The following is a 24026-nucleotide window of genomic DNA, read 5'->3' on the forward strand; positions in this document are numbered from 1 at the left end:
CATGGCTGGGGGAGCGCTGGTAGCCGGGATGGCACCCTCCAGGAGAAGTCCATGCCCTTCGGCAACCCCCTCCCCAAGCCCAGCAAGGTGCCGCGCTGGGCCACCACCGCGCCCACCGTGGAGCAGCTTTCCCAGCAGGGCATCGTCGAGCCCAACGAGGGGCGGAAGGACACGGGCTGGTTGCTGGGGGACAGGCCTCCGGCCCAGCACTTCAATTGGTTCTGGAATCTCGTGGGGCGGTGGCTCGCGTACCTGGACGACTTCCCCAACCAGGAGGTGATGTGGCGCGGGAAGCAGTCCTTCGGCGCCGCCGTGGACTTCCTGGAGGGCAACGCCGTGCGCTTCCTGGAGGGGGCCAGATTCCTCAAGTCACTGGCCCTCGGCGCCGTGGGGGACACCGTCGAGGACCTTCGCTTCGACGTCGCCCCCAACGTCCGCAAGCTGCGCGTCGTCCTGGAGCTCGGCGGCGGCATGCGTGCGCGCGTGTACTCCAATGCCGGAGTGCACTCTCTCGTCGTGAATGCGGCGTGGAATGGCTCCGCGTGGGTGGCAGACGTTCCGGGCACGGCCAGCTACCGCGCCAGCTTGTCCTCCGCTGGGCTCGTCCTGCACACGTACACCGCACCTGACGCCGCGCCCTTCACCGAAGCCACCTTCAACACCCGGGCGTCCGCTGTCACCGCGGGCGGCTCCAAGGGGCAGGTGCTGGGGTACACCGCCGACAACGCGGCGGCCTTCACGAATACCCTCCGCTACGGAGAGGTATTCATCGGCTCGGCGGGTGCACCCGCGCTCCAGGGTATCTTCGCGGGGCAGGCCATCGCTGGGTTGCACATCTACCGAAGCATCACGGGCTATGCCGGCATGGGTGGACTGGTGGGGGTCAACTTGAGCAGCGCCAGCAGTAGCTCGCAAAACATGCTCGTCCTGCCGGACAGCCCCATCAACTTCCGCCCCGGTCACCCGGTCGGGCAGCCCGTCTACGCCAAGACTCCGTCGGGCGCGCTGCTGACGGTCCTGCTCACCGTCAGCACTGCGGGCCAGGTGGCCGTAGAGGGACTGGCGTCCTCCTCCGGCGCCGGGCAGCTCATGGTTGACGGCGTTATGTGGCGGGCGGCGTAGCAACGCCTGCTGGTGGCTTCCCGGCAGGGGTGGGCAGTTCCTCCGACACTGGGCACTCACACCCCATGCGGCACGTGTAGCGGGCAATGCACCGCCCGCCACCGCACACCCAGTCCGCCGTCCACGGGTCCGCACAAGCCCCTGCGTCGGGGTGGGACGGCAGCGGCGGAGCGCCACCGCACGCGGTGCACAGCAGGGCGACAACGAGACTCAAGCGTCGAAGCGTCATGCCCCGGGTGTACTCCCGGCTGGGGACATGCCCTGTTGCCATGGCGGGAGGAGCGCTCGTACCCGGCAGGAATGCCGCCTGAGCCCCGCCGCCCCTCCTCCACCCGCGAAGAGCTCGCCCGCATGGGTGCGACGCAGGAGGCGCTGAAGGAGGCCTCGACGCGCCTGGCGGTGGATCTCCACCGGATGTTGGAGGGCGTCAACGAGGGACTGCGCGACGTCGGCGAGCGCATGGCCACAGCCGAGCAGGTGCACCGGCTAGAGGACCGCATTGGAGACCTGGACCGCCGGGTGACGGAGCACACGCCGGCAGTCCGCGCCGTGCCGGAGCTGCGCGAGAAGGTGGAGCAGCTCGCGACACAGGTTTCCGAAATGAAGGAGACCGTGAAGGTCGTTCCGGTGCTCAAGGAGCGCCAGGACGCGCAGGACCACCGCAACTCCCGGCAGGCTGGGGCGCTCTGGGTGCTGGGTTTCATCGTCGGGCTGCTGGGCATCACGGGCCTACGCGAGTGCGGAGGGTGGTTCGTCCAGGCCCAGGTGCCCGCGCAGCACCAGCAAGTGCAGGACGCGCCCGAGCCCGCCTCCTCGACGAGGCGCCGGTGAGCCTCGCCCTCTTCGCCGCGCACGTGCTCGCCGCGTGCGCCTTCCTGGTCCTGGCCGCGTGGCGCGTCGGCGGGCCTTCGACTCCTGCGCCACCGGAGAACCGATGACGTCCCTCGCCGAGTTGGAGCAGCGCCTGCCGAAGCACCTGGCGCAGTGGAGTCGCGAGCTTCACGCCGCGTCCACGGTGGCTCGCCTGTGCCCGTACCTGCTCGCGGCCGTCTGTGACCGCGAGTCTCGCGGTGGACTCGCGCTCAAGCCCCCGGGCCCGGCGGGCACTGGGGACTTCGGGCACGGACGCGGGCTGATGCAGGTGGACGACCGGTTCCACCCGGGCTTCCTCATGGCCTCCGACAGCGCCGGGAAGCACCTGTGGAAGCTGCCCGCGTACAACATCCTCTACGGGGCGCTGCTCCTCCGCGCCAACGTGGACGCGCTCAAGGACGTGCACCTCGCGCTCGCCGCTTACAACGCGGGCGTGAGCAAGGTGCGTCGGGCGGCTGATGCCATTACGATGGGCGGGGACGCGGCGAAGATCATGGAGCAGCGCCGCGCCGCCGCTGACGCGCTGACGTCCGGTGGCGACTACGGCCGGGATGTCCTCCGGCGCCGCGCGCAGTGGGCGCCCGCCGAAGCGCCGCTGGAGTGCTGAGCATGGGCTCGCCTCCTCGATGCCGCCTGTGTGGCAGGCGCCTGGGCCAGTGCGACCACCCGCGCTGGCTGCTGCGCCGCTGAGCCGCCCTCTCGCAGTCCTACCCGTAGCACCACCAGGAGCACCTGCATGTCCACCCAGAAGCCCAGCATTGGCCGCGTCGTCCACTTCCAGCACGGGGATACGCCGTGCGCCGCCGACGTCCTTGCCGTCAACCCGGACGGCTCCCTCGCCTTGCTGGTGAAGCCGCCCAACCAGCAGCCCTACACCACGGACAACGTGGAGCAGGCCCCGGAGGGCGCCACTGAGTCCGCGAAGTGGAACTGGCCGCCGCGCGCCTGACGCCGTCCTCCGGCCTCGTGCCGGCGCCTGCCCGGGGCGCTTCCTGGGAGCCCCACACCCCTCGAAGGAGCAACACCATGAAGAAGCGTCTCACCCTGGCCGCGTGCCTCACGGCCCTCCTCACCGCGCCGGCGGCCCTCGCCCAGGCTTCCACCGGCACCAGCTCCAGCATCCTGGACGCGCTGTTCACGCCCACGGCCATCGGCATCGTGTTGGCCACCCTGACCGGCATCATCGGGGCATTCGCGGGCGGCCGCGCCTGGCTCACCGCGAAGCGCAAGCGCATCATCGCCACGGGCGCCTTCCACGCCTTCCACATCGTCGAGGACTGGGCGGCGATGGACGAGGAGGAGAACGTCGTGGACAAGGCCGCGAAGGGACTCCAGGCGCTCGATGCGTGGCTGCTCGCCAACGGTTGGCGCCCCGCGAAGCCGTGGGAGCAGGATGCCGCGCGGCTGGAGTTCGCCTCCATCCACGGCGCGCAGAAGGCCGACGTGAAGGCGCGTGCGGAGGCACTCCAGGAGGCGCTCGGCGCCATCGGCAGCACCGCTGCGCTGGAGCCTGCCGTCGCGGCGGTGGCGTCGGTCCCTTAGATGCCCCGCGGCGTGAAGTCGCCGCGGGGCTGTCGCGGGTGCTGAGCGACGTGCCGGTGCGCCACGGGTATGCCGAGATCACCGCCACCGTGGCATCGGGTAGCGGATGGCGAGTTCGCGGAGAGGTTGGCTATCGACCGACCAGCCATCTCGGCGCCTTCGCATTCGCCGAAGCCTCGTCAGGAACTCGGATGGCAGGGGCTGGTCTCAGGTGGTTTTTCTGAAACGACGTGCGCCCATAGCGTCTTCTTGACGACTCGGTAAATCAGATGACGGCTCACGCCGAAGCGTTCCGCCAGAGCCTTGGCCAAGACGCCTTCGGCGTGAGCCGCCCTGATTTCAAGAACAACCTCGCGGGTGAGCTTCGCGTTCGGATGCGACTCGCCGCGCTTGAGCTTCTCCCGAAGCCTTCGAGACGGATTCGCGTCGCCGCGCTGTAGGCGATCGGGTTGCCGACGAGTCCAGTGCTCGTCACCGCGTGGGAGGGTGCGCGGCACAACTTTTGCGCCACGGGCTTGGCGTCCCTTCGAGTCCCTGTCTGCGTTGTTGTCGGCATTTGAGCCCAGGAAGAGATGGTCAGGCCTGACGCACCCCGGATTGTCGCAGTGGTGGCAGACCAATACGCCTTCTGGGATGGGACCGTTGGTCAGCTCCCATGCGACCCGGTGCGCCCGCAGGTGCTTTCCGTTCGCTGTGAAGACCCCGTATCCCCGCAGGTGGGCAAGGGTCCACTCCCAACACCCCTCTCCCTTGCGGACCTTTTCCCAGAATCGCTCGGCAATATTGCGACGCTTCCGAGGTTTTGGCTGGCAGTTTGGCATGGCCCCAACCTACGACGGCGGTCCGACATACCGGTTCGGGCTACCTGGAAGCCCAGGCGGGCGTCTCGTCCCTCACAGGTGCCTACGCGCGCCTTGAGGGTGGGGCGCGGCTCCGGGAGAACCTGGGCGTCTTCGGCTTCGCGGAAACCAACCAGCGCGAGCGGATGGCTGGCGCGGGCGTGCGATGGACGTTCGGCTGGTAGTCCCGCCGTTAGAAGCACGCCGCCATCCCTCAGACGACAACGCCCGCCCAGGATGGTCCTGGGCGGGCGTTTCTGTTTACTCCGGTCGCGCCACTCTTCTGCCCGGGAGGAGATTAACGCGAGCCCCCGGCCAAGGTTCGGCTATGACCCACCAAGCTTCACTCGGCCAGAGGACTAGGAGGTCGAATCCGAATGTGCTCAGGAACGCGATTTGACGGTCGCGATTCAAAGTCGGCGCGGAACGTCTCATATCCCAGTGAGCGTAATGACGCTCTTTGCGAGTGCTTCAAAGGTTTCGTTAAAGTCGTCCCTGCTCTTCTTCATGTTATCGAGCACGTCGCCCCCCACTTGGAGTTCAGAGTCGGTGAGCGCAAACGGCGGCTTCTGGAGTGCTTGAGAACGTGCGATTAGTCCGTTGAAGTCCGCGATATTCGCTAGGTTGAACGGGGTATCGCCACACCCCGCGCTCGCGAACTGCTTCGCTGTAACCGACATTTGCTGCGCAGCAAGAGCAGGCACGAGGCTAGAACTCACGCGAGTTTTGACAGCATCAATCCAATGCTGGAACGCCTTCGCCGGGCTTCCGTTTCTTGGTCGATACTTCTGCGAGATCATTCCAATGAAGGTGGGCCCGTTTGGAGGAAGGGGATAGGTAACTCCAGTGCGGAAACTCGTAGCACCTGCATTCCACTTCGGGAGCACTTTCGCTAGCGAGTCGACTGCGAGGAGGCAGAAGTAATCGGGGCTAGTGGGCACAAAGAAAAAGTCTGAGCCAAGGAATATCGCTTGATTGAATGCTCCGATGCTTGGACTCATATCGACGAGGACGACATCCACTTCGTTCTCTTCCGCTGTCATCCGAAGAAGCGCGCCAACAGAGCCCGGCATGTTGCGAAGGGCGGGGAGCGCTACGGGCGTGGTGAACGCCACCGCCATTTGCGCTTCGTAGTCCGAGAGGTCGATATGGCCGGCGAGAAGCTGCATACCAGACTTCGTCGTGGCTACAACTTTCGCTGGCGTGAGTGCTTTCTGCGACGCGAAGACGGGGGCCAAACCAGCGCAAAGGTTCGCGTCTGGGTTCTGAGTGTAGAAGACGTCGAAATCAGACTTCCCGTCGAACCCGAGGACCATTCCCGTCAGGTTGCACTGCGGGTCACCATCTACCAGCAGGACTCGCTTCCCGAGCGAGGCAAGCGCCCAGCCAAGGTTGAACGTCGTGGTCGTCTTGCTGACGCCGCCCTTGTGATTGAACAAGCTGACGATCTTCGCCATTATGTACTCCTTGCCAACCGCTGAACGTAGGCGATTGTCGCGACTGCGTGGTGAAGTTTCCGCAATCCTCCACTGACGCCCCTCGCTTGAGGGCGAGGGTCTCGGCTCAAGCTGAGCCGTAACTAGTCCTCTGGCCGAGTGAAGCTTGGTGGGTCATAGCCGAACCTCGGCCGGGGGCTCGCGTTAGAAGCGATCTGAGAATTGCCTCAAGCGAATGAGAACGCAGCCGAGGTGGCGGAATCCGAGGAAGTTCTCCACCTTCACCTAGTAGCGAGTGAGGTGGCGCCGGCGAGCGCCCGGCGCCGCTCTGGCGGCGTCATCGCCTCGTCGTGAGTCGGCACGCCGCGACATCGCATGCGCGGTGCCCGCCGCCATCGGCCCAGAGTCAGCCCTTCAGCCAGAAGAACTCGTCCCCGCTGGCCAGCGCCCTCTCCAGGAACTCGCTGAACGAGGCTGCGATGGGGCGTACCGCCTCCGGGAACGTCTCGTGGTACGCATCGAGGACCGGGTACTTGCCGTCCACCTGATGGGCCGCGTCCAGGATGACGTAGTCGGAGTCTTGGAGATCCACGAGCGTGTACCAGGAGGCTGGCCCGAAGCGGTCGTCATCTGCCGGTCGCATCGCGACGCGGGCCCTGCGGATCTCCTTCAGCGGCAGCAGGTAGTAGTTGGCGTCCGGGAAGCGCTGGAAGAGGGCGGCGCCGTCGCAGTGGAGGTAGAAGGCGCGCAGATCCTCGTCCAGCTTCCAGCCCATGCGATCCTCGAAGGCTGCCACCTGTGCAGGCGTCGCGGGCGGCTTGGGGAAGTGATTGGCATCCACTTCAGCCAGGAGCTCCTTCATGGACTTGGGCATGGGAGTCCTCAGTCCACGTACGGACGCGCGGGCCCAGGCGTCAGCCACTTCCCCCCTGGCGCGTAGCAGGCTGGGTACTCGGCATTGAAGATGCTGTGCACGTCGTCCGGGGCAGGGAGGACGTTGTTCGGTGCGACGGGCGGCCCTCCGTGGCCCAAGTCGAAGATGTGGTGGCCTGGCCAGTACTTCCCGGTGGCTGACTGTGGCCACGCTCCGAACTCTCGGCCCCACGCCTCTCGGTACTCGGGCCGTGCGCGATTCCACACCTTCCGCAGGGCTTCACCGTCTGCCTTCGGGTAATCGCAGCAGCAGTGGGTGATGGCGAGGCGCCCGCCGGCCTCCGCAGGCATGAAGAGGTAGCGCCCCTTCCAGTCGCCTTTGATGTCGGCCAACCAGATGCAGCCCATCAGCGCGTAACCCTGCGCCGCGCATTTCGACTCGCACCGGCTGATGAACGCGGCGCTGCACTGCCAGGGCCCGTAGTAGATGGTCGTTTGGAGCTGTCCGCCGTCGGGAGTGCTGACGATGGGGCTGACCCACTTCGCACGCGCCGGGCTGCCGCCCCCGCCGACTGTGGCCGAGCCGCACCCGACGAGGGTGAGGAGCGCGACAGCGCTCGTGGTACGGAAGATGGCGAAAGCGGCCGTCATGTCAATCCATGACAGCACGGTCAAAGCTGAGAGTTAAGTCGGCGCGAATGCGTGCGTCCTGTTGGGTAGGACGCACGGGCCAACCTGGGAGCTACTCCTTCTCGGGTTGCACGCTGCCGTCCTGCCCGACGATGAAGCGCAGCGTGCCCGCCGCCTCGCCGGACACCTGGATGCGGTAGAGCCTCCCCGGCTCCAGCGCCTGGGCGGGCTTTACCGCCTCGAAGCCCTCGGGCTCCTCGCCGTAGACGATGACGCGCTCCCGCTCCCCACCGAAGGACTGGGCGCGCGAGAACCAGACCTCTGTCCCGTCTTCCGCCAGCACGTGGACGACGTCGTACCGCGGCGGGCGTCCATCCTGGGCCGGCTCCTCAATGAGGAAGGCGGGGGCGGGGAGGCGCTCGGTGGAGGTGGCGAGCGTCACGTGCAGCCAGGGCTTGCACGCGGTGACGAGCGACAACTGGGCCAGTAGCAGCGGAAGGAGGAAGGCGCGGTGGATGCGCATGGTCACGGAGCTCCCTGGCCGGCGCGCATGGACTTCTTCGCGGCCTCGAACTGCGCAGTGTAGTCGCGTCCGTCGACGATGAAAGGCGCGGGCGGGTTGTCGAAGCAGCCGTCCTGGTACGCCTGCTCAATCAGTGCGGCCTGCTGCTCCGGATTCATTTGCTCCCACGACTTGCCTTGGCGCAACGCCTTCTCGAAGTTGTAGCCGTCGCCGAAGAGCTGCGCGACGAGCGCCTCGCTCATGTAGTCGTTGCCACCTTGCTGGTGCTGCCACACGTGGGCGGCCTCATGCACCAGCGTGTCCTTCGTGAGCGGCAGCCAGTCCTTCGGGATGTAGATGGTGTCGCCGTGGGTGAAGGGGCGTCCGCCCACGGTGAGGAGGCCCGCGTTGCCCTCCTTGATCTCGATGCGCGTGTAGTCGATGGAGTCCCCGTACACCTCGTGCAGTGCCGCCAGTTCGTCGCCCGTCAGCTTGCGGCTGGTGGGCTCGACGAAGAGCATCGTCTGGATGGCGCTGAGGATGCTCCCGCCCAGGCGCAGGAAGCCGTCCGTCGGCGTCTGGATGGCCTTGAGGATGCTCAAGCCGAGCTGCGCGAAGCCCTCGCTGAAGCGGCCGGTGAAGATGTTGGCGATGCCCTTGCCGAACGTCTCCGCCATCTCCCAGGTGTTCTTCAAGGTGCCTTTGACGCTGTCGTAGATGCCCCTGCCGATGCCCGCGATGCCGTCCACCACGCGCCCGCCGAAGTCCTTCAGCGCGCCACCGACGGAGCTGAAGAAACCCTGTGCGGAGACGCGCGGCTCGCTCCCCGCCGCCTTCGTTAACCCCTCGGTCGGCGAACGGATGGTGATGGCTGTAGGCGTCGTCGCGCGCCGGGCCTGCTCGATGAGAGCCTTCTGGGTGGGCGTGTGCGGGGTGAAGGCGTCGATGGTGTTGACGACCCTCTCCAGCACCTGGGGCTTCGGGGCGGATCTCTGGGGCTGCTCTGCGGGCTCGCGGTAGGTGGTGGGGAGGAAGGTGGTGCGGCTGCGTGAGATGGGGTCCATGCTGGCTCCGTGCTGCGTGTCCCCCAGGAGCAGTGCAGCGCCTGTGCCCTCCGTCTTCCCTCTGAGGCCGCCCACGGTCCCATCTCGCGGCAGGGACGGCCGTCCACGAACGGGCGGGCGTCAGAAGCCGCAGGTGTGGAAGTTGCCGGACGCCGAGTACTGGCACTGCGCGGGGTTGCTGCACAGCGAGCCGCACTGGTTGTTGCGCCCGGGCACGGAGCACGTGCCGCAGAAGCACGTCGTCTGGTTGCCGAACGATGTGACGAAGGTTGAGCAGAAGCCCGCGGAAGAGCCTGTCGCCGCGGTGCAGTTGTTGGCGATGAGGACCCCGGCGCTCGTGGCACAGGTGAAGTGAACACGGGGCGTCGCAGCGCTGGCGCCAGAGGCCGTGGCGCAGACTCCGTTGGAGTCGATGCTGCCGCACGTGCAGGCCCCGTTGCCGGCGGAGTCGAGCCGTTTGCACCGGCCCGGGCCGCACTCCATGGTGACGATGCCTTCCTGTGCATCGCACCGCACCCAGGTGTCGCCGGAGCAGTAGCCGTACTGGCTGACGCCTTCGCAGGCACCGCCGACGCGGACGCAGCCGTCGTGCGCCTGGTTGGGCACGTAGCCCGGCGCGCACGCGCAGGAGTTGCCCGCAGCGCTGCAGGTCGCGTTGCTGGGGCAGGTGCCGCATACGCCGCCGCAGCCATCCGGCCCGCACGTCTTGCCGTTGCACTGGGGGATGCAAACGCACGCCCCGGCAGCGCCGCATGTGGTGCCGCTCCGGCACGTCCCGCAGCTGCCGCCACACCCATCCGGCCCGCAGGACCTGCTGGAGCAGGAAGGTGTGCAGATGGGGCCGCTACCACCATCACGGGACGTGGAGCCCCCGTCCTGGATGGGCGTGCCGCTGTCCACTTGGCTCACACCGCCGTCCGTGGAACCTCCGTCCTGCGAGACAGGAGGCCGCGTGGGCGGACCCTCGTCCAGGTCCTCGGACGGGCCGCATCGTAGGGCTGTCACGGCAACGAGAAGAAGAAGGGCAAGGCGGGGCAGGGAGGAGGGGCGGCGCGGGCTCAAGGAAAGTCCTGGGTGGCACGCCGGAGCGAAGGCATTCGGCGCGAGAGCGCCGACCAAGAGCAGGAGGCATGCCGCGAACACGGATCGCTGCCTGCGCGCGGCGTCGGGGTACCGTTTCGGAGGGCGCCTTCGGGCAGTGGATCGGTCGGCTCAACAAGGCCCGCCACGAGAAGACAGGGGCGCCCAGCCTCGTCCGGGTGCACACGGGCGCCCGGACGGGCCTGGCGACCGCGGACGACCTGGAACTGCGTGGCCGCACGTCCTCTTCCCCTGCCTTTATCGCCCTGGAAATGGAGGCCTGCCCGACGGCGCCCGCCAGCAATGTGGAGGCAGAGGTGGCCGACGGGACGGAGGACGTCACGGATGCGGCGCAGGCCCCGCAACCTCCCGCGCCCCGCCGCCGCCCCAGCCGTCCAATAGCCCGTGGTGAACGTGCGGGGCCTTGTACTTGTCGTACAGCCCGCCTGGTCCCGTTGACGGGGCGGCGCGGGGCGCGGGAGGCTGGGGGCACGGGCTCGGCATGGCCGGATATGTGCTGTCCCGTACGGAGTGTCGAATGCGCGTCTGGGTCTTGCTGGTAATCGGGCTTCTATTGCTCCCGCGGCCTGCTGCTGCCGGAGGCGACGAAACGAGCGTCGCGGCACTTCGTGGACTGCCAGGCGTTCAAATCGTTATCGAGGACATTCCGGACCCCGAGGCCATCGACGCGCAGGCCATCGAAACGATGGTGGAGCTTGCGTTGCGCCGCTCCGGCATCACCATCCTCACGAGAGACCAAGCGGCGGTCAGTCGTGCCGCGCCGTTTCTCTACCTTCGGGTTGCCTCTCTGGAGATGTCAAATGGCCAGTACGTATATTCTGCCGACCTCTCGCTCGGCCAGCGGGCAACTCTTACTAACGGGGTGACGTACTCGATAGCTGGCACGTGGCGAGCAACCTCTGTAATCGGGTTCGCTGGTCGAGCGGTTTTGATGACCGCGCTTCGCACCGTCGTCTCCCGCATGCTTGATAGCTTTTGCAACGACTTCTTGAGGGCAAACCCACCGCGCGTCCCAGCCGCGTCGACTCGGTCCGTCCGCCGTCGCGACCCAAAGATTGAAGAGGTCGACCCCGAACCAGTGAGCGACGCGCAGCCCTGAGCCGCATCGTCCAGCGCCTCGTGTGGAAGCATGTGGGGTAGACCGAGGAGACAGCCATGTTAGGGCGCAGAGGCGACAGGGAGCTGAAGGAACGCATTCGCCTGATAGAGGGGGAAGTTCCGAAGCTCCTTGAGCAGTTGAAGCGCATCGAACTTAAGCCGGAGATGTACGAAGCGAATTTTGCGGAGTTCGAGAGGCGTCGACGCGAAAGCCAAGCCATTGCCGTAATGGTGAAGTCATACCTTGAGGAGCACGCTACCCTGGAATCCGTGTTCGACCGGCGGCGCACTCGGTTGCTTGCATGGGTAGCCTTCTTCGTTTCGCTCTTCTCGCTTGCGGTTGCTACCTACGGCGTATGGAAGAAGTAGCCGCGACTAAGGCCCGCTCTCAAGCGAGGAGCGGGCCGCGTTGCTGTGTCATCCTCGCTCGGCGTAGTCCTTCATGTATGTGTCCTGCACGAACTTCACACGCTCCTCTGGTGAGCTGAGTTCGCTGAAGCATTTGCCGCAGACGAAGAGGGACTCCTGCTTCGTCTCGCCAGTGGCGGGATTCCGCACGGGCGCCGCGAGACGATTCATCGTGCTCTCCGTGAGGTCGTCACTGAGCTTGGCATAGCGCCCGAAACCGGCTTTGCACCTCGTACAGCATCCAGGCTCAAACACACTCATCATGCCCCTGTGGGTGAGGAGCCCAGTATCCGACCCTCCTGGAGTCCACACCAGCCCGCCTGTCCCATCCCCACGGAGGCCGACTCAGGGACCGCGATGGCTGCTCCGTCACGCGGCCGCACGGGCCTCCTGGCTTGCGAGCACCTTGAAGGCATGAGCCTCCGCTGCCCGGTGTTCCTCGCGCGCCTCCGCCAGCCGCATCCGGGCCTGGAGACTCCCGTCCATTCCGTGCTGCGCTTGCTGCAACTCCCTCTCCGCCTGCCCTAGGCGCTGCGCCAGCGCCTCCCGCTCCGCTATCGTCATGCCGGGGGCGGAGAGCAGGAGACGTGCCGCCCACGCGGGAGACTTCATGCGACCGAACCGACCGCCGCTGGCTGCACGTCACCATCCGCGCCCGCGTACTCGCGTCCGCGCGAGCGCACCGTGTTGCGGACGCGCGGAGGAGGTTGCGTGCGATTGCCGCCGGGCCTGGGCGTGCGAGGCCCACGGCGAGACGCACCCGCCGTACCAGGATGCGTGATGGCCGCGCTACGGCACGGGCGAGTCCGCCGGAGGCGCGCTAGGGACTTCATGCCCGGCCGGGCGCGCTAGGTCCGCCAAAGCCGCGTCCACGCGGGAAAGGGCCAGACAAAGGCATGTGTTCGGATTGGCATCTGATGCAATTCGGAGTGGGGTGATGATCGGGTAATGCGCCGGAGCGAGAAGTCACAATGATTGGCGAAGGTTTTTTGATGTGTCGATATGTTTCAGGTAGTGGTAGTCCAGCTCCTTGGATTGCCTTGCAAGAGCGTTGTATTCGGCTATGATTTCGTTTACCCGGTCCCTGATGATTGCTGCTTGGTTGAGTATATGCGTCTTCTCCCAGCCGTCTATACGCATGGCCTCCTTTTCGCATTCAGACAGGTAGCGTGGCAGTTCCTCAACGAGTCGGTGTAGTGAGTCGTCGACGATTCGAGCTATTGGGATGCATTGCTCCGATGTTGCGCTCGGGGGAAGGTTTTTAAAGACCATGCAGTGTGCTCGCACGATCTCCCGGCGGAGATTGATCTCGGTTGTTGTCTTGCTGTTGAGGTAGTTTGGTAATTGGTCAAGGCCATAGGCTGCTGTGCTTGACTCTCCACGGGCAGGCGATAGCTGCTCGGTTGTCAAGGCTAATGCTTTGCTGGTGATCCCCGCGAAGGTTGAGAGCCGGGCTCGTTCAGCATGCTCGGCGACTCGGACCGCTTTTCGTTGCCTGTAGGTTTTCCGAATAAAAAGGAAGGAAAACGAAAGCATGACAGCGAATGTTATTGTAGCTGCTGTTATGCTTGCTGCTGGAGAGGAGTTGTATAAGCCAAAGATCGAGACGATTGCGCCGATTACGGTGCTGATTGCTACGACTGTTTCTGGCCAGTGCGGCCGATGTGGTGCGGGCTGCTGGGCAAGCAAATGGTTTAGTCCCTGCGGGCTGAAGGGGTTCAGCGACACTGAATGCCTCGAAGGTTAAGTGCGCTTAGATTGTAGTCGAGGTGGGAGCGTCCATTGCGACTCGTTGTGTAGCGACTACAGCAGCAGCAGGTCCGCCTGCAGCGCGACGCCCGCGGTGACGTGGGTGCCCGTCAGGCCCGGCACCGGCGTGCCGCCGGCGGGCACGTGCGTCAGCGTCAGCCCCGCCGTCACCCGCTGCACCGTGACGGACGCCCCCACGGACAGGCCCAGCCAGGTGCCGCTGGCGTCCCCGGTGCGGCGGCGCAGCACGGGCCCTGCCTCCAGCGTCCCCAGCACCAACTGCGTGGGCGTGTGCACCTGCCACCAGTGCGCGGCCACGCCCGCGTCCGCGCGCAGCGACGTCCAGGAGGCGCCGGACGCCGAGTCGAGGGACGCGCCCGCCGCGAGGTAGCCGCCCACCGTCAGCGGCAGCGCGCCGCGCTCGCCCAGCCGGTGGAGGCGCGCGGCCGCGCTCACGCCCAGGCGTCCACCGGGACGCAGCAGCAGCCCGCCGGCCGCGTCCCGTCCGTCCGCCGCGACGCTGGGTGCCAGGTGCGCGAGGACGTGGAGGGCGCCGCGCTCGCTCCAGCGTCCGTACCCGACGCCCAGGGCGAGGGGGCGCGGGTTGCCCCCGGGCGCGGCCGGGTTGAGGACGCCCTGCGCGGTGGCGGTGGCGATGAGGGAGCTCCACGCCGGGAAGGCGGCACCGTCGGCGGATGCTTCCTCCTGGGCGAGGGAGGTGGTGGAGAGGACGAGGGACAACAGGACGGCGGTGTGCTTCGACATGGGGAGCCTCGGGGAGCGGGCGCACTGGTAGAGCCCTGCCGTCCGGCGCCCGGGCCGGCAGGTGGTGAAGGGGGGGGAGGTGGAGGGGACGGCTACGGGCTGGTGGCCGCTGCCGTCTCAGCCTGAAGCTGCGCGCGGATGGCGGTGGCGAGGGCGGGCATCACGTTCTCGCAGAAGCCGCGCACGTCCGGCGGGTAGTCGTAGGCTGCGAACTCGTAGGGGGCGCTCACCGAGGTGTTGGTGCACCAGACGGAGAACTGGTCGATGGCGATCTCGTCGTAGTCCCTTGCGTCGCGCCGACTCCAAGCGCCGAGGGCGTCAGACAGAGACTCCCACGCCTCGGCCGCTTTCTCCTTCGAGTAGGTGCCGTCGCGCCGGCTGGTCAGGACGTGCTCACGGATGCGCTTCAGCGTCCGCGAGCCATCCCACCAGTCGCGGCTTTCCAGCTTGCTGCACACATAGTCGTCCTGGCGTTCCAGTTGCGCGACGAAGGCACGGAACTCCCCGCCAGCGGCCGTCCAGCGGAACGCGTAACTGCCCCAGTCGGACACCGTGGCGAAGAAGCCGTCGCTCCGGAGGATGACGTCCGCGAGCCACGCGCCCTTCTCGGTGCGTAGGCGGTACTGGTAGACGAGCGGCTCAGCCACGGGGCACCTCTGCCACGGGCAGCGGGAGGTCGCGAATTCGCACGGCCAGCGCCCGCGCGAAGTGAGCCACCAGTTCGGACTTCGTCCCTGGCCAGTCATCGAAGAAGGACGCCGGAGTGGGTGCCGTCTCCTGGAGACTGGCCGCTCGCTCGCGCATGTCCTCTGCCCCGAGGCGCGCAGCCTCGGTGACGGCCTCGGCGAGTGCATTCCAGGCCAGGAGGCTGTCGGCTCCAGCGCGCGCGTTCGGCACTGGCAGCTCCGGGTACACGGCCCGGAGGACGGCGACAGCCACGCCCTGGTGCGCGGTGGTGACGTGAAGGGCGCTCCACACCTGGGCGATCGCGTGGCGCACGGCCTCGGGGACGTGCGGGCTGCCGCACGCGTCGCAGCGGGCCCGGCACCAGGTGCACGTGCCCTCTCTCGCGCAGGTGCAGCGCCTGGACGGGTGCAGCGAATCCGCCGCAGCCGTCGTCAGGGGCGTCGGCTCGTGGCCGACCTTGGCCAAGCAGTGCTGGATGCGCTCGCTGAGGGGCAGCAGTGGCGGCACCGTGGGGCGCATGTCGAGCGCGGACAGCATCCGATACGGCTGCGCGGATGCGCCTTCCTTCGGGATGAGCGCGGGCGAGCCATCCGGTGCGGCCGGAGAGGATGGGGCGGGCATCGTCTCGGCGAGTGGGGCGGAGAGGGCGTCCTCCACGGCGTTGTGGGCCTTCTCCACGTCTGCGGGGCCTCCGACGAACAGCGCACGGGCCGCCTCGTCGCACTTCGCCTTCAGCGCCTCCACCTGTGCGCGGAGGCCGTCGCGCTCAGACTCGGCGCGCGCTTGTAGCTCGCGGACGGCCGCCACAGCCTGTCGCGCTCCCTCCAGTTGCCGCTCGTGTTGGCCCGCGTGCTCATCCCGCTCGCGCTCCAACTCCGCCACCCGGGCCTGGAGGGCGGACAGCTCGCGCTGGTGCGCTTCAAGTATGGTCGCGCCGGGATGTTCCTGTGCCAGAACACGACGGGTGATTTGAAGGGTGAAAGAGTCGGGCGTGTACGAGCCGTCGCGCACGCCGTCCATCAGGTTCGCCAACTCCGTCAGAGCGTCCACCAGCGCTGCATTGTCCGCCACGAGCGCGGGCACCTTCGCGCCCTGCAGCGCTGCGTCGCGAAGCATCCGTGCCATCATCGTTTCGGTGGAGCCCTCTGTCCGCGCGACCACCGCCCGGAACCACCGTTCCGCATCCTCGGTCGTGAACCTCAATGCGCCCGAAGCTGCCCCAGCCGACGGCAGGGCGGACGTCAGCGGTGCGACCCATGCCTGCGCCAACGCAGTCCGGACCTGTGCCTCATCGGCGGGCACTTCGCCCAGGGCGATGCGACGGACCTCCTCCAGCTCCTTCGGCATGCCGCTGACGTCCGCTGACTTCATTGGGCGCTCGCCTCAGCCAGCGCCTTCGAGGCCGCGCGGCCGCGCGGCAGCTGGACGTCCTCCACGCTGTTGGGGTTGGCGTTGTCCGCCCACGCGGCCGGGCGGCGGTTCGTCTTCTCCAGGTTGCGCAGCTTCTGGTAGTGCGCCGCGCAGTAGCCCTTCGTCCGGCTGGGCTTGCCGCAGCCCTTGATGGCGCACTCTCGGGTGCCGTCGGTCTGGGCCGCCTTCGACTTGCCAGGCTTCGCCGCCTTGGCCGCGCTCGTTGGGGGCGCCTTCATCGCGGGCGCGGGCGTCACCACGCCGCCCAGCTTCGCCACGGTGTCACGCAGCATCTGCGCGGCGTCCTCCAGCCTGTCTGCCAGCTCCAGCAAGCCACCGCTGCTCTTCGTCGTCGTCACGTTCGTCTCGTTGTTGTGGTTGAGCGCGCCGCCGTCGTGACGGCGCGCGGGAGCGCTGGGCGGCCCGTACTGCACCGCCCGGAGGAAGACCGCAGGGGCGCAGCAGCACCGCGCCCCTGCGGATGGACGGTTAGATGCCGTCCCGAGGGTCACCCTTCCGGTTGAACATCTCGGGATCCACGATGGGGACGAGCATCCCGGCCGCCGTGGCGACCCGCGCCGCGCCCGCGCGCACCAGGAAGCCCGCCTTGATGAGGTACTCCACCCAGGGCGTGTCCCGCGTGGCCGTCACCTTGGCGCTGTTGTAGAGGCGGGCCGTGCTGTTGCGGAGGTCCACGACGTCCAGACCGGAGTCTTCAGGAGCCACGTAACGGAACATCGCTTCGACGGTGGCCCCCGTGCTGCCCGGCGGCCCGCCGTTGCACGAGTCGTCCATCTCGGACTGCGCCCGGGCACGCACCTTGCCCGCCGCCTTCGGGTCGATGTTTCGCTTGAGGTCGTGCTCCGTCGTGTCACTCGACACGCCGATTTCAGTGGCCAACATCGCCTTCACAAAAATGGCCGTCAGGCATTTGGCGTTGGCGCCCTTGGCGAGCTTCGCGGCCTCGGAGCCTTGGCCTTCCGCCTGCTTCAACAGCTTCGCCCAGTCGCCCGCCTTGCCCACCCAGCCGTCGGGAGGAGTGCTGGGGCTCCACGCGGCCAGGGCGGGGGATGACATCAGCGAGACGGTGAGCACGGCGGACATCACGCACAGCTTCTTCATGGGTTTCTTTCGTTGGGGGTTGGACTGCGGTGCTGCATGGGCCGGGATGCGCTCCGGCGGGCGGACCGGGACTCGTGCGCAAAGGAATGGCGAGCGCGTCCGGGAGACGGCGCTCCTCGTCACCGCGGGGCACGCCGTGAGGACTCACCGGCGCGCGGAGAGACGGCGGGCCGCAGTCACTGCGCGGCCCGCGACGTCAGGCACTGCGGAGTGGCGCTACGGCGCGCTGAAGGCCACCTTGCCGCGGACAATGACCTGCTCCGGCTTGGCGGCGCGCATGTCCTCGGCCTGGCCGCTGAGGAGGTTTCGGTCCCACCGCACGAGCGTGGCCGGGTAGCCCAGGCCGAGCAGGCCCGCCTTTTCATGCCGGGCGATGGCTGACTCGCGGGTGTACCGGACGAAGGCGTCCTCCGCCGTCATCCGCTCATAGGCAGGGACGGAGTCCATCAGCGCGGCGATTTGCACGTTGGGCGGGGTGCTGTTGGGCCCGAACTCGTCACCGCCGAACGCGAACCGCAGACTCTCCTTCCGAAGGCTGTCGAAGCGCAGCGCGTCCGCAGCCTCCGAGGGCTGGTAGTGCGAGTTGATGTCGCCACGCAGCGCCAGGTGCGGCGGGTTCTGGATGATGGCGTACCCGAGCAGCGCGACACGGAAGCGCAGCGAGCTGTTGGCCATGTCCGCGTGTTCGAGGGTGACGCAGCGACGCGGCAGTCGCTGCCCCGTCCCATACAGGCGCTCCACCTTCTCGGCCGCCGTCACCACCTGTTCCACCGACGCGGCGCCGAAGGTGTGGATCATCGTGCAGGTGGTGTACTCCTGGGTGTCGTAGCCAGCCGACAAGATGGCCCATTCCAGGTCGAAGTTGCTCAGGTTGGGGCCGCCGTACCACGTGGGCGTGGACACGGACGGGCACTGGAGGTCAGGCGTGATGTACGGCTGCTTGCTCCAGCCACGGCAGGACTTGATGGCGCCCGATGCGAAGTACTTCTGGAGGAGCACGCCGCTTCGGCTGCGCAGGCTGTTCGGGCAGACGTCGCCCGGCGCCAGCGGGAGGCACGCCACCGTCAGGTCCACCGGGTGGTTGACGAGGGCGCGCACCGCAGCGGCCTTCTGCGGCCCACCCGCGAAGAAGATGTCCGTCACCGAGGTGACGCCCTGGGAGAGCGCCACGTCCAGGCCGGCCTGGTACACCGCCGCGAGCTGCGCGTCGGAGAGGTCGCTGACGAGCGCCGCGAAGAAGGGCACCTGGGCCAGCTCCTGCGCCCAGCCGTCGAGCTCCATCAAGCCCGTGTACGGGTTGTAGACGCGGCCGTAGAAGCCGCTCCACGGGTCCACCACGCCGATGCCGTTGGGGTCCGTCGACGGGTTGAGGATGCCGGCCGCGGCGAACGCCAGCCGGTTGCCCCACAAGCCGTGGCCCTCGGTGGCGTCGAAGCCCACCGCCACCTTGTTCGGCGACGCGGCGGACAACTCCTGGAGAAGGTTGTGTCCCTTGCTCGTGGCGTAGAACCTCGCGCCGAAGAGGATGACGCTACGGCGCCGTGAGGCCTCGCCGTTGCAGCCCTGGAGCGCGGACACCACCTCGTCGAACGTCGGGTCGAAGTTGGGATAGGGGGTGCCGTCCGGCGCGAAGGCGAGGACGGGGCAAAGGTCGCCGAAGGGACGGCCGTGCGCTGCATCCGGGAACGAGTCGAAGGGCGGCACCTTGTGCTCGTGCGCGTCCACGATGCCGGCCGTGTACGTGGCACCGTGGCCGTCCTCCACGACGGTGCGCGGCCCAACGTAGGACTGCCAGGTGCTCCCACGGCCCACCCAGAGGATGTCCTCGCCGCGCCAGGCGATGGCGGTGGCCCAGCGGCCCAACGCGTCCCCGTCCTGGCCGGTGTAGATGTTGGCGTTGTGGATGACGTGGTCCGCGTAGCCGCGCGGGATGCCGCTGGCGGACTCCGGCGGTGTGTCGCTGCCGGCGAGCGCCGGGGGTGCCGTGAGGCACACCAGTGCCGCGGCGAGAAGACGCCTTAAAGACATACAGACTCCATGGGGGTTGGGGTTACGGCTGGACGGAGTGCCGGTGCCGGACTCGAACCGGGAGCGCTGAGACGTCCAGCGGGGGCCCACGCCCCGTCATCGGCAGGTGCTGCGGGTGCTGCGTGGCGCGGTGCTGCTCAGCCCTGCGCCAGTGCGACCGGCGACTCTGCGAGCGCGTCGAGCACTTCGGACACCGTCAGGCAGAGCCGGTCCACCATGGAGAGCATGAGCTCCGGCTCATCTCCGCCGAGGAGTGCCACCGTGCGCTTCCCGGCCCCCGCGGCCCAGCCCAGCTCCAGATGCGCGCTTCGCCCGCACGGCGAGACGAGGACGCACGCGTCGCAGGATTCCAGCGCCCCCATGTCCAGCGCGAAGCCCTTCTCCGCCACCGGGTGCCGCAGCGCTTCGCGGAACTGCTCCGGCGTCCACGACCGCCAGTTTGGATCCACGCTGCTCCATGAGAAGCCGTCGTTGCCCGGCGCGGGCGCGCGGAAGTCGTAGACGTCGTGGCCGGCGGCACGCAGTGCCTGCACGACCTCCTGCTGCCGCTGCTCGTTCCGCCAGCTCGATGCGACGTAGACCTTCATGAGAGTGCCTCCTGCTGCGAGAGAAGGTCCCGGCGGGGGCGGGAGTGGGGACCGCCCCCGCCGGGCAGCGCTCAACATCAGCGCCGTGAGAGGCCCCGCGCGGCCCTATGCCGCGCGGGGTGAGGTGGAGCGCTCCGTCCAGCCAGGTGCGGCGCTGGCCACTCCACCGACAAGGCCCGGTGGCCCAATGCCACCGGGTTGCAACCCCGCGCGTTGAGAGACCGGCCCGGGCCGCGTGATGCGGCTGACGGAACGCGCGGTGCTGCGCAGACTCAGAAGGGAATGTCGTCGTCCGTGAGCGGCGGAGGCTCGGGCGGGCCGCCATACGAAGGGGGACGCCCGCCTCCGCGTGACTGTTGTGGAGCGCCGCGGACATGAGCCGAGGAGGGCGCGCGACGTGGCGCGGTGCCCTGCTCCATCGCGAGGATGCGTCCCCGCATTTGCGCCGCAAAGCTGCGCGCCTGAGAGGGCTCCATCTGCTGCTTGAGGGCGAGGCCGCTACCGAGGGAATTCACCCAGCGCACCTTCGGACTCCACTTCCCCTCGTACTGCTCATTCTCGATGACGAGGGACACGTCGTTGGACTCGATGCCCGTGAGGTCCGAGACGTCGTCGCCCTGCCAGCCACAGGCGCGGAGCGCCTTGATGGTGTGCTCGAGCGTCGCGTCGGTGAAGAAGCCGAACCACGTGATGCTCTGCCCGGCGTAGGGCTCCGAGCCGTCGTTGCCCAGCAGGGTGAACTCGATGGCCACCTGCTCCTTTCCGCTCGACGTGAAGCCGAGAGCGCCCTGCGCGGCGCGCGCCTTGTACCGTCCGTTCTCCAGTTGCATGTCAGGCCACCTCGCCCAGCCGGGCGTTCGTCCAGTCGTTGAGCTTCGCCAGCTTCACCGCGTCTCCACCGGCCCTCTCGATGGCAGCCAGGGCGCTGCGCTTGTGCGCCTCGGAGAGCTGCTCCGCCTTCTCCCGGATGGCCGCCTCCAGCGCCTTCGGATCCGCCGGCTGGTGGGCCTCCAGGGCGGCAGTGAAGTCCGCCCACGAGAGGGGCAGGGACTCGGGCAGGTCGCCGCGGTTCTTCGCGTCATAGGCGGCGGTGCGCGTCGTGTAGATGAGGCGCGCGCCCGTCGAGACACCGCGCACGCGCTTCGTGCGCGCTTCCTTCGTGGTGTACGTCTCGTGGTTCGCGAAGAGGACGTGCTCCGCCCACTCCTTCACCAGTCCGCTGGCCTTCGCGTTCAGCTTCAACTCGTACCGGTCGAAGTCCTCCCCCTCCGGGTTCTTGAAGGGCTTAATCCAGCAGTGCGCCAGCAGGACGATATGCATGCCCTTCTGACGCCGCAGCCTGTCGAGCGCGGCGAGGAAGACGCGCCACTCGTCGAGCGCCGCGCTGTAGCCTTTGCCGTACCCGTAGGACTCGATGTTCGCCTGCTCGTCGCGCTTGCAGATGTGAGCCCAGAGAAGGGGCTCCGCCCAGTCGAGGGTGTCCACGACGAGCGTCCGGTAGTCGTGCTGCTCGACGGTGAGGACACGGACGGCGTCCAGTACCTCCTGCCAACTCTCCGGTGACGGGAAGCGCGTGACGTCCAGGTGGTCCGTACCGTCCTCAGCGCCGAGGAAGATGGGGGCCGGCGCGTTAGCGCCGAAGGTGGACTTCCCGATGCCCTCGACGCCGTACAGCACGACGCGTAGAGGCGCCGCGCGCTTGCCGCGCACGAGCGCGTCCAGCGTCATGCGCGAAGGAGAGGGCGGCTTCGACTGGGGCCCGCCAGGAGTCCTGGGCGGTGGGCTGCCATTGCGTTGGGGTGACATGCTTCGGTCTCCTCTTTCGACCGGGGTTGAAAAACTCAGGGACTGCGCTGCTGCTGTCAGCCGTCGTGCAGGCCCCATCCGCAGATGAGGCCGTCCTTGCCGTGGATGAGCGGGGCGCCGCAGTAGCAGTTGCCGTTGGGCGCGTTCTTCGCGGGCGGAGGCGGGGAGAACTCGATGCGTCCCGGCGCCGAGCCGGTGGGCGCCGCGGGCACGGGTGGTGGTGCCGGAGGCGTCGGCGGTGCGCGCCCGTGCAGTACGTCCAACTTGTGGAAGTACTCGGCGCGGTTGGCCCGGTGCCGGAGGGTTTCCGGGGAGGGCTTGCGTGAATGTCGTGACATGCGCCCCTTGCTCCGCTCCTACTCGTAGCGCTCGCCCACGGCCTGCTCGGCCTGGCGCAGCAGTTCCCTCAACTCAGCCTCCACTTCGCCCTCGGGCGTGAGGCAGTCCCACTCCATGTCCTGACAGCGGTGCCGTCCCTCGTGTCCGTACTCCCGCTCGCACAGCACCCAGCATCTGTCCGGGTGCTCTGCGTAGGCGGGGCAAGGGGCGCGGCGTGCTTCCGGCAATGCAACCTCTCAGGTTGAATGCCAGCTTCTTACCTCTTGAGTCTGACGCGCCTACGCGGCGGCCCGGAGCACTTCCGCGCCCGCGCGCCGGTGCAGCGCGAGCCACAGCTGCCGCTCCACTTCCGCGCGGAGCAGCGCCTCCGCCTCCGCGATGCGGCCGAGCGACAGGCCCGCGTCCACCTGCCGCCGCTGGAGGCGGAGCCACCGCTCGAAGACGGGCAGGGTGCCGTCCGGCGTGCACGCGTCCATGGCGTCCTGAGCCGCGCGCAGCTTCTCCTGCACCTGAGCCTGCAGCGCTTCCATCTCGCGCACCTGCCGCTGGAGGTCCGCCACGTCACAGGTGTCGCTCGTCCACCCCTCGCGGGCGAGGACGACGAGCGCCTCGGCCAGTTGGTGCAGGGGCTTCACTTCGCGCCGCCCTTCAGCCGGGCCAGGTCGTCCGCCATGCGGAGCGTCACGCCCTCGATGGTGGTGTCCAGCTCCTTCCACGCCCGCAACACCTCCCGCTCAACCTCCTGCTCGTCGAAGTAGGCGCGCAGCACCTCGCGCGGCGTCTTCGTCTTCTTCTCAGGCATGGCACTCCTCCTTCTGGGGCACCGCGTGCCCCGGGTTGCACAGCTGCTGCGCCTTGGCGCGCTTCGCGGTGGCGCGCTCGCGGAAGTCGGCCGCGTCGCGCTCGAGGAAGACGGCGCCCTCCGCGGAGCACCAGTCCGCGGAGGCCTGCTTCTCCTTGCGCGCCGCGCGCGCCTCCAACTCCTCCGCCTCCTTCAGCAGCGCCGCCGCGTCCGTCTGCGGGCGCACCTCTCCCGTCGCCATGTCGTTGGCCATTTCGTCCTCGTGGTGGATGGGGTGGGCGGGCGCCGTCGTGGCGCCCGCCCTGGGGTGCTACCGGCGCACTTCCAGCACGTCTGTGTGCCGGTGCAGTTCGCCCTTGGTGTCCGTGAAGGTGACGAGCGGCTTGCCCTGCTGCCGCGTCGCCTTCACCTCGCGGATCTGCCGGTCATCCACCGCCGGCCCGTCGTCCTTCCTCCGGAACCACTGGCCCTCCCGGGCCTTCGCCGCATCCATCGCTCGCATCGTCTACCCCCACTCATTCGTGTCCGTGCTGCGGTGCTGCTCCTGCTGGCGTCTCCGGTGGCGACCACCGAACTCCCGCTCCGCGACCATTCCCCCGAGGGGCAACGTCCGTCCGCCTTGATGAGATGCACACTGAACCCAATTGGGTTCTCAGTCAAGAACCCAATTGGGTTCTTGATGGGAACCTGATTGGGTGTATCTTGACCGCCAGCAAACCCGCTGCTTAGTGAGGAGTTCCCACGTGAAGAAGACACCCCGACGCGAGGTCGCTGAAGTGCCCCTGGAAGACCACGTTGAAGATCCCCCCAAGAAGGTCTCGGTCACGCTGCTCGACAGCCAGTGGAAAGACCTTGCTGCGGTCGCGCGTGCTCTGGGGCGCGACCGTCAAGACGTGATTGAGGAGATGCTGAAGGAGCAGACGAAGCAGTGGCTGGACGCCGCGAGCCCCGCGCAACTCGAGCGCTACCGACATGCCCACGAGGAGCTGCGGAGGGCGATGGCGCCGCAGCCGACGGCGAAGGACAAGCCTGCCCGCCCTCAGAAGAAGTAGCTCTGCGAGCCCAGAAATAAACGTAAAGTCGTGCGTCAGGATGCCGCCCAGGCGGGCGAGCGAGACACGATATGCCCGATGGCAGAATGAATACCCAGTGCCGTGGTTCGTCCCTGCGGCGGGACGGCATAGGGCCGTACCGATTCGGACAGCGCCTCAAGCGGCTGCCATGGCTGACGTACCTCGGCGAG

General features: G+C 67.8%; 33 protein-coding genes. 8 read left to right on the forward strand and 25 right to left on the reverse strand.

Going from position 1 to position 24026, the window contains the following annotated elements; genetic code table 11:
- Positions 1-51 precede the first annotated feature (51 nt).
- The 5 genes from KYK13_RS10685 to KYK13_RS10705 all read left to right on the forward strand — a co-directional run bounded on the left by KYK13_RS10685 (position 52) and on the right by KYK13_RS10705 (position 3537).
- Positions 52-1122, forward strand: coding sequence for a hypothetical protein (locus KYK13_RS10685; RefSeq protein WP_223643961.1), 1071 nt, complete (start codon positions 52-54; stop codon positions 1120-1122).
- A 351-nt stretch (positions 1123-1473) separates the two neighbouring features.
- The gene (locus KYK13_RS10690; protein WP_223643962.1) at positions 1474-1953 is read left to right on the forward strand and encodes a hypothetical protein; all 480 of its coding nucleotides are present in this window, start codon (positions 1474-1476) and stop codon (positions 1951-1953) included.
- Positions 1954-2056: 103 nt separating this feature from the next.
- Positions 2057-2602, forward strand: coding sequence for a transglycosylase SLT domain-containing protein (locus tag KYK13_RS10695; RefSeq protein WP_223643963.1), 546 nt, complete (start codon positions 2057-2059; stop codon positions 2600-2602).
- 129 nt (positions 2603-2731) lie between these two features.
- A complete protein-coding gene (locus KYK13_RS10700; protein ID WP_223643964.1) occupies positions 2732-2944 on the forward strand; it encodes a hypothetical protein in 213 nt (70 codons plus the stop codon).
- 77 nt (positions 2945-3021) lie between these two features.
- Entirely contained in the window at positions 3022-3537 is a 516-nt protein-coding gene (locus KYK13_RS10705; protein ID WP_223643965.1) for a hypothetical protein, read from the forward strand.
- Between the two features lie 179 nt (positions 3538-3716).
- Here the strand turns inward: KYK13_RS10705 and KYK13_RS10710 are convergent, their stop codons facing one another.
- From KYK13_RS10710 to KYK13_RS10740, 7 genes are all read right to left on the reverse strand, one after another.
- A complete protein-coding gene (locus tag KYK13_RS10710) occupies positions 3717-4358 on the reverse strand; it encodes an HNH endonuclease (protein WP_223643966.1) in 642 nt (213 codons plus the stop codon).
- Positions 4359-4807: 449 nt separating this feature from the next.
- On the reverse strand, positions 4808-5833 hold the full coding sequence (locus KYK13_RS10715) for a ParA family protein (protein WP_223643967.1): 1026 nt from the start codon (positions 5831-5833) through the stop codon (positions 4808-4810).
- A 385-nt stretch (positions 5834-6218) separates the two neighbouring features.
- Positions 6219-6686 carry an SMI1/KNR4 family protein gene (locus KYK13_RS10720; protein WP_223643968.1) on the reverse strand — a complete coding sequence of 156 codons (468 nt, stop codon included), beginning with the start codon at positions 6684-6686 and terminating at the stop codon, positions 6219-6221.
- Positions 6687-6694: 8 nt separating this feature from the next.
- Positions 6695-7336, reverse strand: coding sequence for a hypothetical protein (locus KYK13_RS10725; protein WP_223643969.1), 642 nt, complete (start codon positions 7334-7336; stop codon positions 6695-6697).
- 91 nt (positions 7337-7427) lie between these two features.
- Positions 7428-7838: a hypothetical protein gene (locus KYK13_RS10730; RefSeq protein WP_223643970.1), complete on the reverse strand. Its 411-nt coding sequence runs from the start codon at positions 7836-7838 to the stop codon at positions 7428-7430.
- A 2-nt stretch (positions 7839-7840) separates the two neighbouring features.
- Positions 7841-8881, reverse strand: a complete 1041-nt coding sequence (locus KYK13_RS10735; protein WP_223643971.1) for a hypothetical protein — start codon at positions 8879-8881, stop codon at positions 7841-7843.
- 120 nt (positions 8882-9001) lie between these two features.
- Positions 9002-9487, reverse strand: a complete 486-nt coding sequence (locus KYK13_RS10740) for a hypothetical protein (protein ID WP_223643972.1) — start codon at positions 9485-9487, stop codon at positions 9002-9004.
- A 1012-nt stretch (positions 9488-10499) separates the two neighbouring features.
- Between KYK13_RS10740 and KYK13_RS10745 the strand changes: the two genes are divergently transcribed.
- Positions 10500-11081: a hypothetical protein gene (locus KYK13_RS10745; RefSeq protein WP_223643973.1), complete on the forward strand. Its 582-nt coding sequence runs from the start codon at positions 10500-10502 to the stop codon at positions 11079-11081.
- Between the two features lie 56 nt (positions 11082-11137).
- Positions 11138-11449, forward strand: coding sequence for a hypothetical protein (locus KYK13_RS10750; protein WP_223643974.1), 312 nt, complete (start codon positions 11138-11140; stop codon positions 11447-11449).
- A gap of 48 nt (positions 11450-11497) precedes the next feature.
- Here the strand turns inward: KYK13_RS10750 and KYK13_RS10755 are convergent, their stop codons facing one another.
- The 18 genes from KYK13_RS10755 to KYK13_RS10840 all read right to left on the reverse strand — a co-directional run bounded on the left by KYK13_RS10755 (position 11498) and on the right by KYK13_RS10840 (position 23285).
- A complete protein-coding gene (locus tag KYK13_RS10755; RefSeq protein WP_223643975.1) occupies positions 11498-11659 on the reverse strand; it encodes a hypothetical protein in 162 nt (53 codons plus the stop codon).
- Between the two features lie 198 nt (positions 11660-11857).
- Positions 11858-12100: a hypothetical protein gene (locus KYK13_RS10760; RefSeq protein WP_223643976.1), complete on the reverse strand. Its 243-nt coding sequence runs from the start codon at positions 12098-12100 to the stop codon at positions 11858-11860.
- Between the two features lie 354 nt (positions 12101-12454).
- Positions 12455-13216 carry a hypothetical protein gene (locus KYK13_RS10765; RefSeq protein WP_223643977.1) on the reverse strand — a complete coding sequence of 254 codons (762 nt, stop codon included), beginning with the start codon at positions 13214-13216 and terminating at the stop codon, positions 12455-12457.
- 75 nt (positions 13217-13291) lie between these two features.
- Complete coding sequence (locus KYK13_RS10770; RefSeq protein ID WP_223643978.1) at positions 13292-14002, reverse strand: hypothetical protein; 711 nt, start codon at positions 14000-14002, stop codon at positions 13292-13294.
- A 92-nt stretch (positions 14003-14094) separates the two neighbouring features.
- On the reverse strand, positions 14095-14649 hold the full coding sequence (locus KYK13_RS10775) for a hypothetical protein (protein WP_223643979.1): 555 nt from the start codon (positions 14647-14649) through the stop codon (positions 14095-14097).
- Positions 14642-15805, reverse strand: a complete 1164-nt coding sequence (locus KYK13_RS10780) for a hypothetical protein (protein WP_223643980.1) — start codon at positions 15803-15805, stop codon at positions 14642-14644. Before KYK13_RS10780 ends, KYK13_RS10775 begins: the two co-directional genes overlap by 8 nt.
- Positions 15806-16056: 251 nt before the next feature.
- Complete coding sequence (locus tag KYK13_RS10785; RefSeq protein ID WP_223643981.1) at positions 16057-16533, reverse strand: cell wall protein; 477 nt, start codon at positions 16531-16533, stop codon at positions 16057-16059.
- 55 nt (positions 16534-16588) lie between these two features.
- Positions 16589-17221 (reverse strand): hypothetical protein, encoded by a 633-nt coding sequence (locus tag KYK13_RS10790; protein WP_223643982.1) that lies wholly within the window; start codon positions 17219-17221, stop codon positions 16589-16591.
- Between the two features lie 216 nt (positions 17222-17437).
- Positions 17438-19249 carry an amidohydrolase family protein gene (locus tag KYK13_RS10795; protein ID WP_223643983.1) on the reverse strand — a complete coding sequence of 604 codons (1812 nt, stop codon included), beginning with the start codon at positions 19247-19249 and terminating at the stop codon, positions 17438-17440.
- 137 nt (positions 19250-19386) lie between these two features.
- Positions 19387-19836, reverse strand: coding sequence for a nucleoside 2-deoxyribosyltransferase (locus tag KYK13_RS10800; RefSeq protein ID WP_223643984.1), 450 nt, complete (start codon positions 19834-19836; stop codon positions 19387-19389).
- A gap of 272 nt (positions 19837-20108) precedes the next feature.
- Positions 20109-20666 carry a hypothetical protein gene (locus KYK13_RS10805; RefSeq protein WP_223643985.1) on the reverse strand — a complete coding sequence of 186 codons (558 nt, stop codon included), beginning with the start codon at positions 20664-20666 and terminating at the stop codon, positions 20109-20111.
- 1 nt (position 20667) lies between these two features.
- Positions 20668-21642: an ATP-binding protein gene (locus KYK13_RS10810; RefSeq protein ID WP_223643986.1), complete on the reverse strand. Its 975-nt coding sequence runs from the start codon at positions 21640-21642 to the stop codon at positions 20668-20670.
- 56 nt (positions 21643-21698) lie between these two features.
- On the reverse strand, positions 21699-21980 hold the full coding sequence (locus tag KYK13_RS10815; RefSeq protein WP_223643987.1) for a hypothetical protein: 282 nt from the start codon (positions 21978-21980) through the stop codon (positions 21699-21701).
- An 18-nt stretch (positions 21981-21998) separates the two neighbouring features.
- Positions 21999-22148 carry a hypothetical protein gene (locus KYK13_RS10820; protein WP_223643988.1) on the reverse strand — a complete coding sequence of 50 codons (150 nt, stop codon included), beginning with the start codon at positions 22146-22148 and terminating at the stop codon, positions 21999-22001.
- Positions 22149-22259: 111 nt separating this feature from the next.
- Positions 22260-22616: a hypothetical protein gene (locus KYK13_RS10825; RefSeq protein ID WP_223643989.1), complete on the reverse strand. Its 357-nt coding sequence runs from the start codon at positions 22614-22616 to the stop codon at positions 22260-22262.
- Positions 22613-22783 (reverse strand): hypothetical protein, encoded by a 171-nt coding sequence (locus KYK13_RS10830; protein ID WP_223643990.1) that lies wholly within the window; start codon positions 22781-22783, stop codon positions 22613-22615. Before KYK13_RS10830 ends, KYK13_RS10825 begins: the two co-directional genes overlap by 4 nt.
- Positions 22776-23036, reverse strand: coding sequence for a hypothetical protein (locus tag KYK13_RS10835; RefSeq protein ID WP_223643991.1), 261 nt, complete (start codon positions 23034-23036; stop codon positions 22776-22778). The genes KYK13_RS10830 and KYK13_RS10835 overlap by 8 nt, the downstream gene beginning before the upstream one ends.
- A gap of 57 nt (positions 23037-23093) precedes the next feature.
- Positions 23094-23285, reverse strand: a complete 192-nt coding sequence (locus tag KYK13_RS10840) for a hypothetical protein (RefSeq protein ID WP_223643992.1) — start codon at positions 23283-23285, stop codon at positions 23094-23096.
- Between the two features lie 241 nt (positions 23286-23526).
- Here KYK13_RS10840 and KYK13_RS10845 point away from each other — a divergent pair, with 241 nt between their 5' ends.
- Positions 23527-23835, forward strand: a complete 309-nt coding sequence (locus KYK13_RS10845; protein ID WP_223643993.1) for a hypothetical protein — start codon at positions 23527-23529, stop codon at positions 23833-23835.
- Positions 23836-24026: the final 191 nt, after the last annotated feature.

Source organism: Corallococcus sp. EGB (genome assembly GCF_019968905.1).
Lineage (GTDB): Bacteria > Myxococcota > Myxococcia > Myxococcales > Myxococcaceae > Corallococcus.

Excerpts from the sequence above, each read along its gene's own strand:
- KYK13_RS10685 (WP_223643961.1), top strand. The coding sequence starts at position 52 with ATGCCCTTCGGCAACCCCCTCCCCAAGCCCAGCAAGGTGCCGCGCTGG.
- KYK13_RS10690 (WP_223643962.1), top strand. The coding sequence starts at position 1,474 with ATGGGTGCGACGCAGGAGGCGCTGAAGGAGGCCTCGACGCGCCTGGCG.
- KYK13_RS10695 (WP_223643963.1), top strand. The coding sequence starts at position 2,057 with ATGACGTCCCTCGCCGAGTTGGAGCAGCGCCTGCCGAAGCACCTGGCG.
- KYK13_RS10700 (WP_223643964.1), top strand. The coding sequence starts at position 2,732 with ATGTCCACCCAGAAGCCCAGCATTGGCCGCGTCGTCCACTTCCAGCAC.
- KYK13_RS10705 (WP_223643965.1), top strand. The coding sequence starts at position 3,022 with ATGAAGAAGCGTCTCACCCTGGCCGCGTGCCTCACGGCCCTCCTCACC.
- KYK13_RS10710 (WP_223643966.1), bottom strand. The coding sequence starts at position 4,358 with ATGCCAAACTGCCAGCCAAAACCTCGGAAGCGTCGCAATATTGCCGAG.
- KYK13_RS10715 (WP_223643967.1), bottom strand. The coding sequence starts at position 5,833 with ATGGCGAAGATCGTCAGCTTGTTCAATCACAAGGGCGGCGTCAGCAAG.
- KYK13_RS10720 (WP_223643968.1), bottom strand. The coding sequence starts at position 6,686 with ATGCCCAAGTCCATGAAGGAGCTCCTGGCTGAAGTGGATGCCAATCAC.
- KYK13_RS10725 (WP_223643969.1), bottom strand. The coding sequence starts at position 7,336 with ATGACGGCCGCTTTCGCCATCTTCCGTACCACGAGCGCTGTCGCGCTC.
- KYK13_RS10730 (WP_223643970.1), bottom strand. The coding sequence starts at position 7,838 with ATGCGCATCCACCGCGCCTTCCTCCTTCCGCTGCTACTGGCCCAGTTG.
- KYK13_RS10735 (WP_223643971.1), bottom strand. The coding sequence starts at position 8,881 with ATGGACCCCATCTCACGCAGCCGCACCACCTTCCTCCCCACCACCTAC.
- KYK13_RS10745 (WP_223643973.1), top strand. The coding sequence starts at position 10,500 with ATGCGCGTCTGGGTCTTGCTGGTAATCGGGCTTCTATTGCTCCCGCGG.
- KYK13_RS10750 (WP_223643974.1), top strand. The coding sequence starts at position 11,138 with ATGTTAGGGCGCAGAGGCGACAGGGAGCTGAAGGAACGCATTCGCCTG.
- KYK13_RS10755 (WP_223643975.1), bottom strand. The coding sequence starts at position 11,659 with ATGAATCGTCTCGCGGCGCCCGTGCGGAATCCCGCCACTGGCGAGACG.
- KYK13_RS10760 (WP_223643976.1), bottom strand. The coding sequence starts at position 12,100 with ATGAAGTCTCCCGCGTGGGCGGCACGTCTCCTGCTCTCCGCCCCCGGC.
- KYK13_RS10770 (WP_223643978.1), bottom strand. The coding sequence starts at position 14,002 with ATGTCGAAGCACACCGCCGTCCTGTTGTCCCTCGTCCTCTCCACCACC.
- KYK13_RS10780 (WP_223643980.1), bottom strand. The coding sequence starts at position 15,805 with ATGCTTCGCGACGCAGCGCTGCAGGGCGCGAAGGTGCCCGCGCTCGTG.
- KYK13_RS10790 (WP_223643982.1), bottom strand. The coding sequence starts at position 17,221 with ATGAAGAAGCTGTGCGTGATGTCCGCCGTGCTCACCGTCTCGCTGATG.
- KYK13_RS10795 (WP_223643983.1), bottom strand. The coding sequence starts at position 19,249 with ATGTCTTTAAGGCGTCTTCTCGCCGCGGCACTGGTGTGCCTCACGGCA.
- KYK13_RS10800 (WP_223643984.1), bottom strand. The coding sequence starts at position 19,836 with ATGAAGGTCTACGTCGCATCGAGCTGGCGGAACGAGCAGCGGCAGCAG.
- KYK13_RS10805 (WP_223643985.1), bottom strand. The coding sequence starts at position 20,666 with ATGCAACTGGAGAACGGACGGTACAAGGCGCGCGCCGCGCAGGGCGCT.
- KYK13_RS10810 (WP_223643986.1), bottom strand. The coding sequence starts at position 21,642 with ATGTCACCCCAACGCAATGGCAGCCCACCGCCCAGGACTCCTGGCGGG.
- KYK13_RS10815 (WP_223643987.1), bottom strand. The coding sequence starts at position 21,980 with ATGTCACGACATTCACGCAAGCCCTCCCCGGAAACCCTCCGGCACCGG.
- KYK13_RS10830 (WP_223643990.1), bottom strand. The coding sequence starts at position 22,783 with ATGCCTGAGAAGAAGACGAAGACGCCGCGCGAGGTGCTGCGCGCCTAC.
- KYK13_RS10835 (WP_223643991.1), bottom strand. The coding sequence starts at position 23,036 with ATGGCCAACGACATGGCGACGGGAGAGGTGCGCCCGCAGACGGACGCG.
- KYK13_RS10840 (WP_223643992.1), bottom strand. The coding sequence starts at position 23,285 with ATGCGAGCGATGGATGCGGCGAAGGCCCGGGAGGGCCAGTGGTTCCGG.